The 13,573-nt window shown below is 50.2% G+C and carries 9 protein-coding genes, 4 tRNA genes and 1 pseudogene; 8 read left to right on the top strand and 6 right to left on the bottom strand.

All coding sequences use genetic code 11. The features are described from left to right. Positions 1 to 189 precede the first annotated feature (189 nt). Together dsrB and cspE are read right to left on the bottom strand one after the other, a co-directional pair. Entirely contained in the window at positions 190 to 384 is a 195-nt protein-coding gene (gene dsrB / locus U868_RS0104035; protein ID WP_025152166.1) for a protein DsrB, read from the bottom strand. A gap of 103 nt (positions 385 to 487) precedes the next feature. Then, complete coding sequence (gene cspE, locus U868_RS0104030) at positions 488 to 700, bottom strand: transcription antiterminator/RNA stability regulator CspE (protein WP_004240014.1); 213 nt, start codon at positions 698 to 700, stop codon at positions 488 to 490. A gap of 460 nt (positions 701 to 1,160) precedes the next feature. Between cspE and U868_RS0104025 the strand changes: the two genes are divergently transcribed. The 5 genes from U868_RS0104025 to U868_RS0103995 all read left to right on the top strand — a co-directional run bounded on the left by U868_RS0104025 (position 1,161) and on the right by U868_RS0103995 (position 2,819). Beyond that, positions 1,161 to 1,670: a YlaC family protein gene (locus tag U868_RS0104025; protein ID WP_025152165.1), complete on the top strand. Its 510-nt coding sequence runs from the start codon at positions 1,161 to 1,163 to the stop codon at positions 1,668 to 1,670. Positions 1,671 to 1,799: 129 nt separating this feature from the next. Beyond that, a tRNA-Asn gene (locus U868_RS0104015) sits at positions 1,800 to 1,875 on the top strand. Between the two features lie 248 nt (positions 1,876 to 2,123). Then, a tRNA-Asn gene (locus U868_RS0104010) sits at positions 2,124 to 2,199 on the top strand. A 243-nt stretch (positions 2,200 to 2,442) separates the two neighbouring features. Then, a tRNA-Asn gene (locus U868_RS0104000) sits at positions 2,443 to 2,518 on the top strand. Positions 2,519 to 2,743: 225 nt separating this feature from the next. Beyond that, a tRNA-Asn gene (locus tag U868_RS0103995) sits at positions 2,744 to 2,819 on the top strand. Positions 2,820 to 2,868: 49 nt separating this feature from the next. Here U868_RS0103995 and U868_RS0103990 read toward each other — a convergent pair. Further along, a pseudogene (locus U868_RS0103990) lies at positions 2,869 to 3,060 on the bottom strand (XRE family transcriptional regulator); the annotation flags it as partial. Positions 3,061 to 3,179: 119 nt separating this feature from the next. Here U868_RS0103990 and pyrC point away from each other — a divergent pair. From pyrC to U868_RS0103975, 3 genes are all read left to right on the top strand, one after another. Next, positions 3,180 to 4,232: a dihydroorotase gene (gene pyrC, locus U868_RS0103985; RefSeq protein ID WP_025152163.1), complete on the top strand. Its 1,053-nt coding sequence runs from the start codon at positions 3,180 to 3,182 to the stop codon at positions 4,230 to 4,232. A 235-nt stretch (positions 4,233 to 4,467) separates the two neighbouring features. Next, positions 4,468 to 4,725, top strand: coding sequence for a biofilm formation regulator BssS (gene bssS, locus U868_RS0103980; protein ID WP_004236879.1), 258 nt, complete (start codon positions 4,468 to 4,470; stop codon positions 4,723 to 4,725). A 167-nt stretch (positions 4,726 to 4,892) separates the two neighbouring features. Beyond that, the gene (locus tag U868_RS0103975) at positions 4,893 to 8,507 is read left to right on the top strand and encodes a calcium-binding protein (RefSeq protein WP_025152162.1); all 3,615 of its coding nucleotides are present in this window, start codon (positions 4,893 to 4,895) and stop codon (positions 8,505 to 8,507) included. Positions 8,508 to 8,662: 155 nt separating this feature from the next. On the opposite strand, the gene ttrA is transcribed toward U868_RS0103975, so the two are convergent. From ttrA to ttrB, 3 genes are read right to left on the bottom strand one after another with little or no spacing between them, the layout of a single operon-like run. Next, the gene (ttrA, locus tag U868_RS0103970) at positions 8,663 to 11,743 is read right to left on the bottom strand and encodes a tetrathionate reductase subunit TtrA (protein ID WP_025152161.1); all 3,081 of its coding nucleotides are present in this window, start codon (positions 11,741 to 11,743) and stop codon (positions 8,663 to 8,665) included. Then, positions 11,736 to 12,800 (bottom strand): tetrathionate reductase subunit TtrC, encoded by a 1,065-nt coding sequence (gene ttrC / locus U868_RS0103965; RefSeq protein WP_025152160.1) that lies wholly within the window; start codon positions 12,798 to 12,800, stop codon positions 11,736 to 11,738. Before ttrC ends, ttrA begins: the two co-directional genes overlap by 8 nt. Then, positions 12,800 to 13,537 (bottom strand): tetrathionate reductase subunit TtrB, encoded by a 738-nt coding sequence (gene ttrB, locus U868_RS0103960; RefSeq protein WP_025152159.1) that lies wholly within the window; start codon positions 13,535 to 13,537, stop codon positions 12,800 to 12,802. The genes ttrC and ttrB overlap by 1 nt, the downstream gene beginning before the upstream one ends. Positions 13,538 to 13,573: the final 36 nt, after the last annotated feature.

Below are 13,573 nucleotides of genomic sequence, written 5' to 3'. Positions count from 1 at the left end.
CATCTGTATCAATCAAAAAGTGCAGTACCGCAGAAAGGTGCTGCCCGCCATCATCATTCCGGCAGACAGTTTCAGAAGAGAAAGGTGTGCCGGATCAGTTAATTGAGTTATAACTGTGACTGTCCAAATCCGGGTCCTCTGTTCAGAAAAGATGCGCGGAGTATAGGATGTCCGCGAAAATATGTAAAGTCAGAAATCATTTTTCGGCGTGATAAATACCCCGTCCCCGCCCTCTTTTTCATTAAAAAACCAAATCCCCTCCGGATATTCCGGCAATGCCACCAGGTACATCACCCCTTCACTGAACGGTTCAATCAGCAATATCCGGCCTTCGCGGGGCTCTTCTGCATCCGTTTTAACATAAACCGTGTCGTTAATCTGCATAAACCCGCTCCCGGTGATCACGATAAGGTGATAAACATAAACATCAGATATAAAAAAAGCCCGCCACTTACGCGGCAGGCTTGGAATTCGGTTTGGCTATATCTTACAGCGGAGTTACGTTAGCTGCAGCCGGGCCTTTAGCACCATTCTCGATGGTGAATTCTACTTGCTGGCCTTCGCCCAGGGTTTTGAAACCTGCGCCCTGAATGGCAGAGAAGTGAACGAAAACATCTTTGCTGCCATCAGCTGGAGTGATGAAACCAAAGCCTTTAGATTCGTTGAACCACTTAACTTGACCTTTCATTTTGTCAGACATGTGACTTTCCTATATATAAATAAATGCATTGCCATTTTGGCAGGTACTGGCCGGAAGCAAAAACTAAATGGAGGCACACAGCATATGAAACGGTCAAAGGCTATCCTGGATAACACTCAACTTAAACGCTCAAACTCAGTTGTCATACATAAAGCTGCTCTTTTTAGGGCCGCAAACATTAACTCATGAGTGAGGATGAATAGCAACTGATTTATTACCGTGAATTTTAAAAAAAGTGAAAGCGCTCATATTTATGCATTTTTGTTTGTCTGATTGCCTGCAATTTCAGCGTATTGAACGGATAAATACACCTGTCTTAAGCCAAATAAGACTATTCTTAATAATCCCCGCACCATAACAGTTCTCCCTCACAAACCCTGTAACTGTTCTGCGCGGTTGTATGCCTGACATGTTAATATAATGTATCAGAACAGTCAGCAGACCTGCGGAGGTCATTTATATGGATGTCGTCAGAACACTTATTACCGGCGCCCTTGATAATATTAATCAGCGTGAGAAACGGGACGGAAAACCCCGCTTCAGCAGTCATTTTATCCGCACCTATCCTTATTTATGTCTGGCGATGGTGGTGTCTTATCTTGTGCTGGGTGTTCTTATTTATTACGCACCCTACTTCGGTTTTTACTGGCTGCTCGGTTTCAGTGCCCTGTTTCTGGTAATGGCTGCGGTTCTGCTGTTTGAGGTCAAACCGGTTTACCGCTTTTCGGATATCGGTGTCCTGGATTTGCGGGTGTGCTACAACGGCGAATGGTTTGTCAGCGAAGCAGTACCTCCGGAAACCCTGGCGGTGTTACTTGACCACCCGCAGGTCAGTGAATCACTGAAACAGGCGATCCGCCATATGACAGAAACAAAAGGTACCGTGTCATTTTATGATCTGCATCTGATGGCGTACCCGGAAGCGCATCCGGAGAAACCACGCTCTCACTGGATGAAAGGCGCGGCTTAAGCCACTGTTTATGCCTGTTTTTTATTCACCCGGGTTACTTGCTGAGCAAACAGAATAAAATTATCTTTTTCCCGTTGACACAACCGGGGCACCCCGTTAATATGCGCCTCGTTCCCACGGGAACTCGCTTCCTCCATAGTTCAGTCGGTAGAACGGCGGACTGTTAATCCGTATGTCGCTGGTTCAAGTCCAGCTGGAGGAGCCAGATTCAAGAGCCCGCTCAATTAGCGGGCTTTTTCGTTTCTGCCCGCCGGAAACCGGAACCGCCCCTTCCTGCACGAAAGCCATTAAAATATTCAGACAGCACCGGACACGGCTTACAGAACAGCAGAATCCGTACTGTTTCAGCCGCAATTGTTCAAGCCTTAGCCACTCAGTCATTTTTTTGCATTTTGCCCTTTACAAGCTGCCGCAGGATAGCTATGATTCACCCCGTTCTCACGAGAACGCAATTCCTCCATAGTTCAGTCGGTAGAACGGCGGACTGTTAATCCGTATGTCGCTGGTTCAAGTCCAGCTGGAGGAGCCAAATTTAAAAGCCTGCTCACTGAGCAGGCTTTTTTTCATTTCCGCTGTTTCATTTCCCCGTACTGCCCTTTTTATCGTCCGGCGAATTTAAAAACCGGATTTATATCTGTTAACCCTGTGATTTTGATGATTATTCCGCCGATGTGCTCATAAGTGCGGCAAACAGATCGCAATCGCTGATTTTCGCTTTGACAATCCGTTCTGACCACATTACTATGCATCCCGTTCTCACAGAGAACACGCTTCCTCCATAGTTCAGTCGGTAGAACGGCGGACTGTTAATCCGTATGTCGCTGGTTCAAGTCCAGCTGGAGGAGCCATATTTAAGAGCCCGCTCACTGAGCGGGCTTTTTCGTTTCTGTCATCCGGCAATTTCTGTTTACCCGTTTTTATTTTTCTGACTGACTGATTTACAGGCAAAATTAACCTTTTTCGCTGTTATTTTCCGCAAAGTGATCACAAACAAAGCGAACGATTCAAAAAGTCATTTTTCATTTTGACAAACCCGCCCTGCCACACTACTATGCACCCCGCGTTGAAGATGTTCCTCCATAGTTCAGTCGGTAGAACGGCGGACTGTTAATCCGTATGTCGCTGGTTCGAGTCCAGCTGGAGGAGCCAGCGTTTATCTCTCCTGTTTATTTCTCTGTTTTATCCGCCGTATCCCGTATCAGACCCGGAACGTATAGTGCGTACCGTCCGGCAGTTCAACATCAATATTCAGTTTTCCGCCAATAGTATCGACATAACGTCTCAGCGTGGATAATTTGACATCATGCCCCGGTTTTTCCATTCCGGCGACTGTCGGCTGTCTGATTCCCGGGGCCTGTGCCATTTCTGCCTGTGTTTTTTTCACTTTTTCCGCCGATAACGCAGAAACGCAAATTAACATGGTATTTACCGGCGAATCGTTCTATCATTCTTTTCCGGCTTATGGCACCCGCCATCAGGTTATCCTTTACTTATTTCGGAGCCGGTTCAATGACTCATCCTGTTACTTCCCTGAAAATCCGCCGCCCTGACGACTGGCATATCCATTTCCGTGATGGTGCGATGCTCGGTACTGTTGTGCCTTTCACCAGTGAGTTTTTCGGGCGCGCCATTGTGATGCCGAACCTGGTTCCGCCGGTCACCACCACCGATGCCGCCATTGCGTACCGCGAACGCATCCTGGACGCCGTTCCGCAGGGGCATGATTTCACCCCGCTGATGACCTGCTATCTGACCGATAACGCAGACCCGGCAGAGATTGAACGCGGTTTCCGCGAAGGTGTGTTTACTGCCTGTAAACTGTATCCGGCGAATGCGACCACCAACTCCGCACACGGCGTGTCAGATATCCGCAATATTTATCCGGTGCTGGAGATGATGTCCCGCAACGGTATGCCGCTGCTGGTACACGGTGAAGTCACACATGCCGATATTGATATTTTTGACCGCGAAGCCCGCTTTATTGATGATGTGATGATCCCGCTGCGCCGTGATTTCCCGGCACTGAAAGTGGTGTTCGAGCATATCACCACCAAAGAAGCCGCGCAGTATGTACTGGACGGGGATGATAATGTCGCCGCCACACTGACACCGCAGCATCTGATGTTTAACCGCAACCACATGCTGGTCGGCGGTGTGCGTCCGCATCTGTTCTGCCTGCCGATCCTGAAACGAAATGTGCATCAGGAAGCGTTGCGTCAGGCGGTAGCCGGCGGCTGCAAGCGGTTCTTTCTCGGCACGGACAGTGCCCCGCATGCCCGTCACCGCAAAGAGTCCGCCTGCGGCTGTGCCGGGGTGTTCAATGCCCCGACCGCACTGGCCGCGTATGCCACGGTATTTGAGGAGCTTAACGCGCTGGCGCACTTTGAGGCATTCTGTTCACTGAACGGCCCGGCGTTTTATGGTCTGCCGGTCAATGACGGCTTTATCGAATTAACCCGTCAGGAAGTTATCACCCCGGAAACCATTAACGGTGCAGAAGATATTTTAGTGCCTTTCCTGGCCGGCACCGATGCCCGCTGGGATATTAAAACCTGTCGTTAAGCAAAATAAATTAGTTATAAATACGTAGTCATTTAGTGCAATAAGGCGAAAAACGGCTTATTGCACGACTATGATGTTCAGAGAAGACTATTTTGCCGTTTTTTGCATAATAAAAGTCTGATCCCCCCCTTTTTACTTTTCAAAAAGACCTTATACTGATATCACCCGTTGTTAACGGGACGTCAGCTCTTAGTCAGAGATACTTAGCCATCTTGCCGTATGATTAGGAGGTTCTATGAACGATAAAAAAACCGTTATCCAGACTCATCCGGTTATCGGATGGGATATCAGTACCGTCGACAGTTACGACGCCATGATGCTGCGCCTGCATTATCTGCAGGATCAGTCCCAGTCTCCCGAACATGCAGAAGTGGATAAAACCATGTGGCTGACGACCGATGTCGCCCGCCAGTTGATTGACATACTTCAGGCCGGTATCGATAAAATTGAATCCGGTGAATATTATAATCAGTCAGACAATATCAGACACTGACACGCAAAGACCGCACAAGAGGGACACCATTTGGTGTCCTTTGTGTTTTCTGCGGGCTTGCTGCAAAAACTGAATACGTATCATGTTTTTTACTGACAGACATTTTTTTTTGAGAATGATAAATAAGGGAGTCTTAACAGCCGGTTACAAATCAGAAACGGAAGTATATGCCACCTGTAAACACACTAACCACCGCCTCATCAGCTAACATAACCCCGGTATGCCGGGATAATCCAGAACCGGAAGACCCGGATATCTGGTCTGATGCCATCGACTACGTTGAAATGGAAGAGACCTGGTTTGAAGGGGCTGAAGCCTTTACCCCTTATAAAGACCATCATACTGATCCGTCGTTTTCTGCCGGAGAAGCGGCGGATTCACGGGTTCCGTTTACGGAAGACTGCCGCCGGTGTGTGCAGCAGCTTGTCCGTACCCTGGGCGAATACGGGGAGAACAAAATACTTTCTGTCTGCCTTTCTGAACTACTTCCGGGTACCCCGGCCCCGCTCATTACCGCAGCAAACAGTCTGTATACTGCGGTTACTGAACGACGGAATATTGATACCGCAGCACTGCATGCCCTCGGACTGGTATCAGAGTACCTTCCCGAGAATATGAATATTGTTTCCCGGCTGGCAGCGATTATCAGAAATACCGTTACCGGCTGGACGGATGGAACGTTTCTGCAACAGTTTTTGGGTAACGACGACAATCACACGTCTGTCCGCCTGTTTACGGCACTGGCGGTGATAACCATTGTCGCAAGGCACCGGATGAAAGACGAAGGCCCCCCGCAACGCAATGTGCTGAAAGTGCCGGCCTTTATGGCTAATATTTTTATCCGTGCCGGCCACTACTGGACTGCGCTGGGAAATATGGCGGGTAATCTCTCATCCGGTGCGGAACCCGCTGAAAAAACAGGTAAATTACAACAACCTCCCGCTTTTGAGGTCGACACTCTGGCGGAAATGAGCGGAGGTGTATGCGATGCACCGGCTCCCTGCTCCTCAGTACAACGGCTCACCGCATTCTCATCAAATTCAACTGCCAATCCTGAGGCTTATACCTGTGCGACAGTACAGAACAGGCCGGCCCCTGCGCCCGGGGTAAATACTCATCTCTCTGTGCCTGAACAGATGCATTATCTGGCTGCGGACAAACTCCGGCAGGAAAGTGGTCTTTCAGCGCTGCTGTATTGTACTAACCTTAAGACTGAGAGCCGCCGGCAAATAAACGAAAAGATTATTACCAACACGTATTTCAATATGAAATGTGAAGCCACCGCTTATCCCGCACCGCTGACAAAAGGGGCTCATCGCATATCTGTACACACCGGCATACGGGAAACACAGATATCCTCATCAGCCACAAGCCAGAGTGGCGGGGATACTTTACTGCCTCTGGCGGCGGCAGGAGCAGCTGTGGCACCCGTGGCAACGTCTTATGTGCAGGCCCTGAAAAGTAAAACAGTCATTGCAGCCGGTACTGCCATGGGGGTATTAGGATTAACCGCAGGAGGAAAAGCGCTGTGGGACAGTTTCAGTTCACCGGAATCAATAAAAAACAACGAAATAAAATCAGATTTACTGAAAGCAACGGACATGGATATCCAAAAACTGTGTCTGTCCGGAACACCTAAAAAAGTATTCAGAACATACAGACTCATTAGTGATGAGTCCGGTCAATCAAAAAAAATACAACCCCGAAAGGCAATGAATTTAGATCTGATCAGGCTGGGTTCAGAGATGTATAAAACAAAAGACTATCTGACATTCTCCCTTCCCTCACAACACACGGTTCCGGATGTTCATCAGATTGGCGTTGTTAAAAAAATAAAAAAAGGCATAAGTCATATTACCTTTGATTTGAGATCTGATACAGGACACTCGAAATGCACTATCTTTAGCTTAAGAAAATATAATACCGAAGATGTTTTTAAATTATCAAAGCGCGGAAAGGATCTCATTGTATGGGATAATGGTAACGAATCGATAAGAACAGATTTTTTTATGGACCTTACTCAAACCAGTAAAGTTGATGTAACAGTGAATCTGGGTTTAATGTCTTTTATTGATATAAACATTAACAATGAACATATTTATACGGATATGACTGACAGCACTTTAAGTGAGTTTTTTGCAGGTATTAACTGCGAAAAAACAAGTAAGTATTACAGAGAGGTTCATATTAAAGACCTGACAACAGAACACGTTAAACCTCCTGCTTTATTAACTGACTGGTCAGGTTTCATATCAGTTGCGGAAAAAAACGAGATAAAAATAGATCGGAGTATAAATCCATTTACTGAAGAAGGTATAAAGTTTTATGGCAGTAAAGAACACCTGGAGATAATAGCTGAACGTAAAACACTATTTGAATCAATATACAAAGGCAGAATTAAACGGTCAGTAAGTACTGATGCCTCGCTGACAACGGCTCTTAATGCTGTAAGCTTTATCTATTTAACCATAATCTTATCTGATCCGAAGGTAGACAGAGAAACAAAAGAAAATGCTATCCTTGATTATGTGAAAATTGCATCAGCTGATATCTTTTCTTTCAGTACCGGACTGATTGAACATATGGATCCTTTTAAACTTGTTTCCGGGTCTTATGCCGCTGAAGTAAAAGGAATACTGAAAACAGCAGGTGCCTCCGTTGGTGTGATATTCAGTGCATTGAACTTCATCGAAGGTGTGGAGGAGACAGATCTGGCAAAAATTGCGTCAGCCTCACTGGGTATATTAGGTGCTATCTCTGGTGTTGTTCTGTCAGGGTTTACCGGGTTTGGGTTCGCCTTGTTTTTAATGGGAGGAGGGTTAATTCTGGATGCTATATCAGATACAAAAAAAAGAGGCAGACAAAGAGAAGTATTCTTTAAAGATACAATACTCAATGTGACCAGAAATCAACTGTATAATTATGCATGGATATCAAAAACGAATCAGAAAGGTGAAAGTGAAGGCAGTTATAATGAATTTATACTAAGCGATGATAATGTTCCTGGTGAAAAACAAAAAAATGAGGCTGGTGAATATTTGTTTTATGAATCACTGAGCGGACATCAGTATATAACACCTGAGAAAGCCGGCAGTTTTGATAATGTTACCTATAATACATCCCCGGAAAATGAAAACATGGGTTTTATCGGTTTTAAAACACATGAAGAAACTAAGGGAAAACGGGTATCTCATATTATTTACACATCAGATGGTGCTATAAAAGACACATCTTATATCGCTCATAACAATCAGGGTAAGGACAGTATTCAGGGATATGGTGATTTTCTGAATGGAGATGATACTATTTATTCCAGAAGTACCGGAGCCGGAATTAATGCTGGTGATGGAAATGATATTGTATTCGTATCAGGTTCGGAAGACGTCATTGATGGTGGTTCTGGTAGTAATACGGCAATTATAGACGGATTGAAGAGAAAAATAGTTCTTAATGTTTTTGGTGATGGTCATGCTTCAGTCGGTGATACCGTGTTAAAAAACTTCGGAAGTTACATATTAACCGGGCGTGGTCATGAGGTTATTGTTAACCCCAATGGCTTGTCTGATACTATCCCGGTATTTATTTGCTCAGGGGAAGGACATATAATTCTGAGGAATCCGGTAAGTACGAATGGTGAAGCCGTTGTTCTGCAAAAAGGTAATAAGCTCAGGCTACCGGCCGGAAAAGGTTTTACGTATGCATCAATACCTAACAGTATTTCAGTCGGAGGAAAAACAATTGCATTACAAAAAGGGTTTGTTGTATCGGCTCTGTATGATTGACTGAAGGGCTTGCTGCAAAAGAAGCCTGAGTCTTTTTCAGATTGAGCTGATGATGAACTCTGAAACGAAAAACCCCTAATCATCGGATATCCGACTTTCGGGGTTTACTTTACGGGGTGGCCAGAGGTGATGACGGGTTGAGGCAGACCGTGTTATCAGGCTGCGGAAATCCGTTCCACTTTCGCCGGCAGTCCCTGCCGGACAGAGGCGCCGGTTACCCAGTCCAGCCAGGTGTTCGCCACCTGACGGGTCGGGTCAGCGAAGCCGAGGTCGTTGATATTAATGCCGGACGCGATGCGTTTATCCATTGCCAGCGCTTCGCCGTCAAGATAGTGCTGACGCGCGCCCATTTCGTGATGTCCGTAACCGTGTTCAATCGCCACCACCCCCGGCATCACACCGGTCAGCAGGCTGATTTGCGCTTCGACACTGCCGCCCGGCGTGGTGATACGTACCCGATCCCCGTGCTGCACGCCAAACCTCTCGCCGTCCGCCGGGTTGATTGCCACCAGGTTTGACGGTTTCACATGGTGCAGGCGCTCAATCATGGTGGTTGAACTGCTCATCACATGGGATTTAAAGGACATCAGTTTCAGCGGCCAGCTTTCCGCCGGATAGACACGGTCAATATCGCTGCCGTCAGACAGGCGCGGCGGATAATAGGCCGGACACCCGCTGAAACGCTCGCCGGTGATGGCATGGCGGTTCTGTGCCACTTCCGCGTTCCAGATCTGCAGCGGCTGTTTCCACTGCGGCCCGGTTTTCTCCCCGTCCCAGCCCTTTTCATAAGGCGCAAAACGGCCGCCGCGGCTGAAGAGATAAGCCACACGGCTGATTTCCTCTGCTTTCAGCACCTGCTGCATGGCAGGCATGATGCGATCCACCCCGGACAGACGGATATCCGCCTCTTTGGCTTCCGGCCCCGGTTTCTCACCCATAAAGGCAGTATTGGCCGCCACACGCAGATAGTAATCCTCTGCCGTGTTCAGCGGCCAGGTGTTGCCGTCATTGTCCGCGATAGCATTGTCGCCGAATCCCGGCAGGTTCAGGGCTTTCGCCACCGCAATACAGAAGGATTCCATGGCGACCGGCTGACCATCCGCCGTTTTTGCCACACGCGGCGTAACAACCGGCCAGCGGGCGGTGGTGGCTTTGGTCTGTACCCCGGACCACGGTGCACTGAACCCCCAGCTTTCAAAGTTGTGGGTATCCGGCACAATGTAATCCGCCAGCGCGGTAGTTTCATTCATAAAGGCATCGATACCGATAATCAGCGGCAGATGCGCCGGGTCTTTCAGCTTCTCTTCCATCACCTGACGCATTCCCGCAATACCGTACAGCGGGTTGGTCATATTGGTGATCCAGGCTTTCAGCTTGTGCGGATACCCCTCAAGCGCGGAGCCGAGCTGCTCGGTCAGCTGACCGGCTGCCAGCGGATACCACGGTGCTTTGGCCGGATACGGGTTCTGACCGGCAGAAACCTTGTTTTTGTATTCATCAGATTTTTCATAGACCGACTTACTGCGCGCCAGGTTCATGCCTTTCGGCTTCACTTTGCCCGGAAAGCTGTCCATTTTGTAGCACGGTCCGTCATTGGCACCGTTAAATTTACCGCCGCCGACAGAGACACCGCCTTTCAGGTTCATGTTACCGATCAGTGCATTGAGCATGATCACCGCCCAGGCGTTATAGAATCCGTTACCGGACATCATCCCGCCGTGTGAAATGACTGCCGCCTGACGGCCGTACGAGGTCAGTGTTTTCGCCAGTGCGGCAATTGTTTCTTCCGGCACGCCGCAGCGGGCGCTGTATTCTGCCGGGGTAAAACGCTGTGCGGATTCTTTCAGCAGCAGGAAGCTGCTCTTGAGATCCACCGTGGTACCGTCTGCCAGCGTGACCGGCTGGCTGACTTCCAGTACTGCGCGGTCGCAGTTGTCCGCCGGAACCAGCTCACCCTGCTCTGTCAGCACCATATACACCGGTTCTTCAGATGTTTGCCCGTTCAGGGCTTCAGCAGTCAGATGCTGACCGGCCAGCGGATGCGCATCATCGGTAATGACAAGGTGAGTCGCGTTTGTCCAGCTGCTCTCACCGACACGCTTCATGGAGGCTTCCCCCGGAACGGCGAGATACTCCGCGTTATAGCGGTTATTCTCAATCATCCAGCGGATCATACCCATCACCAGCGCGGAATCCGTGCCTGGTGTGACCGGGATCCAGTGCCCGTGGTCATTGGCAAGCGTGGTGGTCAGCGGCAGTGCCGGTGAAACCACCGCATAGTTAAAGCTATCGCGGATCCGCGCATTCGCCAGCTGACGCCCCTGCCGTTTGAACGGGTTACCGGACTGCGCCGGAGAGGTGCCGAGGAACAGCGCAAATTTCACATAATCCCAGTCCGGTTTGACGTGGGCGTTTTTGTCGAGGTCGTTCATCAGTGCGCCGGAACCGGCGCGGTAAGCCAGTCCGCAGTAGGAGCCGTGCGCACCAAAGTTTTTACTGCCGAAGGCATTCTGGGCAAAACGGCGGATAAAGGTATCGCGCCCGTCATCCCCGGCGTTGGTCACCAGTAACTGGTTTGCCACCGGGCCGAGTGCCGGTTGTGCCGGGTCAATCAGCGTATCGAGGTCGCGGATAGCACGCAGCCCGTCCACATGACCTTCACCGAACAGATCACCGCCTTCCGTCACTTCTTTTATCAGTTGTTCAAAGCTGATACGCTGCCATTTGCCTTCACCGCGTTTACCGGCGCGTTTCATCGGCTCCAGGATACGCAGCGGGCTGTGCAGCCCTTCCATCAGTGTTGCGCCACGGGCACAGGCGGTGGAACGCCCTTCCAGGCCGCTTTCGCCGCCCATATTTTTCAGGGCTTCCGCCAGCGGCGTGTTATAAGCGATATGGTGGTCGTGAGAGAGCGGATGATACGGGTTACCGGCAATGCGGATCACCTGATTGGTTTCGCGGTCAACGCGGGCACGGATCCCGCACTGCGTCCAGCAGCCGAAGCACTGGGTCATTGAGACCGCCTGTGCGTTTTCCGCCTGCCAGCCTTTCAGGGCATTCCCTTCAGGGATCAGCGAGTTACCGTTAATGCGGTGCAGCGTCACTTTACCGGATGTACCGTTCATCAGCCCGTCGACAGCGCGTTTCGCCACATCGCGGTAACTGTAACCGAACGCTGCCAGTCCGCCGATCGCCAAACCTGCTTTTAACCACTGACGTCTTGTTGACTTAGCCATGTTGTACACCCCCGTCCTGCGCGACTTTCTGTTGATTCTGTACTTTGTTATTAACCCAGCGGATACCTTCACGGAATATAATCACCAGAGCTATCCACAGACCAATCGTACCGATAATGGCCTGAATACCGTCCGTGCCCATCGGCAGGCTGTACGGATTGTGCATGACATTGTATTTCGGCAGTGTCTGTACCTGCATCAGCAGCAGCCAGCGCAGCGACCAGGTCAGGAACAGCGTCAGCAGCGTATGAACGGTGATACAGGCGACTGAGCCGCGGCGGGTCAGCAGACGGACTGCCAGCACCATCAGGACATTCCACAGAACGATTTCCCCCATCGCCAGTGTCCACCCGGTTGTGCCGAAGCGCAGCTGAGTACGGATAGCAGCACCTGAAATAGTGTCACCGGCGATCCAGAAACCCATACACACCGCCAGCAACAGTAAGGAAACCACCTGCAGACGCGCCAGTTGTGCCTGATACTGCGGCTCACGGCGGGCACCCAGCATCATCAGGGCAGGCAGTGCCTGTAATGCACTGAAAAAAAGCAGCACCGGGATCCAGTAACTGAACCAGATCGGATGCGCGCGCACCACAGACACCTCACGGCCGGTATATATCAGCAGACCGATGGCAAATGCGGCACTGCCGAGTGCCACCCAGCGGGTCAGTTTAAATTGCTTATGCCAGATTTTATCCGCCACCAGTGCCAGGAAATAAAGACCGATACAACCGGTAAACGCAGGCAGAAACAGAGCGCCCCACGGCATCCACGACCACGGTGTCGGATAAGCATAGAAATGCCAGACACGGGCGGTCTGATGCAGATCCGCTGTCAGCGCCATCGGCGCGGCGATCCCGAGCGTGATACTGATAAAGACCGCCAGCATCTCGAGGCGGGCATCCCGTTTGTCTCCGCGCCAGCGCTGCCAGCAGGCATACAGGGCGGCACAGGCGGCGATCCCGATCATAAAGAAGTATTGCACTGCCCACGGCAGCCAGGTGATTTCCTGCGGCCGGGCCAGCACTTCCTGAATTAACATTGCTTGTTCAGTCATCAGTGGATCTCCTGCCATAATGCGGGCTGTCCGCGATTTTCCAGCGGATGGACAAAAGCCTCATCCAGTCCCAGATAGAACACCTGCGGCAGTGTGCCGTTTTCCGGTTTCAGCACTTTAATCGCGGCTTCATGCTCTCTGAGCATTTTGCTGATGGTGCTGGACGGATCTTTCAGGTCACCGATAATACGTGCACCGCCGACACAGGATTCCACACAGGCCGGTAACAGCCCCGCTTCCAGACGGTGGGCGCAGAAGGTGCATTTATCTGCGGTTTGTGTGCTGTGGTTAATAAAGCGGGCATCGTACGGACAGGCCTGCACACAATAGGCACAGCCGACACAGCGGGTGTTATCCACCACCACAATGCCGTCTTCGCGCTGGAAAGTAGCCTGTACCGGGCATACCGGCACACACGGCGGGTTATCACAATGGTTGCACAGACGCGGCAGCAGCACGTTGGTTGTTGCCTCTTCATTACGGATCTGAATCTGATACTGACTGACACTGGTGCGGAACTGCCCCTGCGGGCTCTGATTTTCAACAGAACAGCTGACGGTACAGGACTGACAGCCGACACAGCAGCGTAAATCAATCAGCATACCGTAGCGCTTTGACGGGTCACCTTCGCGGCGGGTCGGCGAAAAATGCAGACCTGCCTCCGCCATCGGAACCAGGGCCGTACCTGCTGTCAGGACGCCCAGGTTTTGCAGAAATTTTCGTTTGCCAAGATCCATACTGCTCTCCGGTGTATTTGGAACTTCATTGCTCGT

It is taken from the genome of Morganella morganii H1r, from assembly GCF_000633515.1.
Lineage (GTDB): Bacteria > Pseudomonadota > Gammaproteobacteria > Enterobacterales > Enterobacteriaceae > Morganella > Morganella morganii_B.
The sequence above is the reverse complement of the archived record's forward strand: the minus strand, read 5'-3'. Positions and strand labels throughout refer to the sequence as shown.

Excerpts from the sequence above, each read along its gene's own strand:
- dsrB (WP_025152166.1), bottom strand. The coding sequence starts at position 384 with ATGCAGATTAACGACACGGTTTATGTTAAAACGGATGCAGAAGAGCCC.
- cspE (WP_004240014.1), bottom strand. The coding sequence starts at position 700 with ATGTCTGACAAAATGAAAGGTCAAGTTAAGTGGTTCAACGAATCTAAA.
- U868_RS0104025 (WP_025152165.1), top strand. The coding sequence starts at position 1,161 with ATGGATGTCGTCAGAACACTTATTACCGGCGCCCTTGATAATATTAAT.
- pyrC (WP_025152163.1), top strand. The coding sequence starts at position 3,180 with ATGACTCATCCTGTTACTTCCCTGAAAATCCGCCGCCCTGACGACTGG.
- bssS (WP_004236879.1), top strand. The coding sequence starts at position 4,468 with ATGAACGATAAAAAAACCGTTATCCAGACTCATCCGGTTATCGGATGG.
- U868_RS0103975 (WP_025152162.1), top strand. The coding sequence starts at position 4,893 with ATGCCACCTGTAAACACACTAACCACCGCCTCATCAGCTAACATAACC.
- ttrA (WP_025152161.1), bottom strand. The coding sequence starts at position 11,743 with ATGGCTAAGTCAACAAGACGTCAGTGGTTAAAAGCAGGTTTGGCGATC.
- ttrC (WP_025152160.1), bottom strand. The coding sequence starts at position 12,800 with ATGACTGAACAAGCAATGTTAATTCAGGAAGTGCTGGCCCGGCCGCAG.
- ttrB (WP_025152159.1), bottom strand. The coding sequence starts at position 13,537 with ATGGATCTTGGCAAACGAAAATTTCTGCAAAACCTGGGCGTCCTGACA.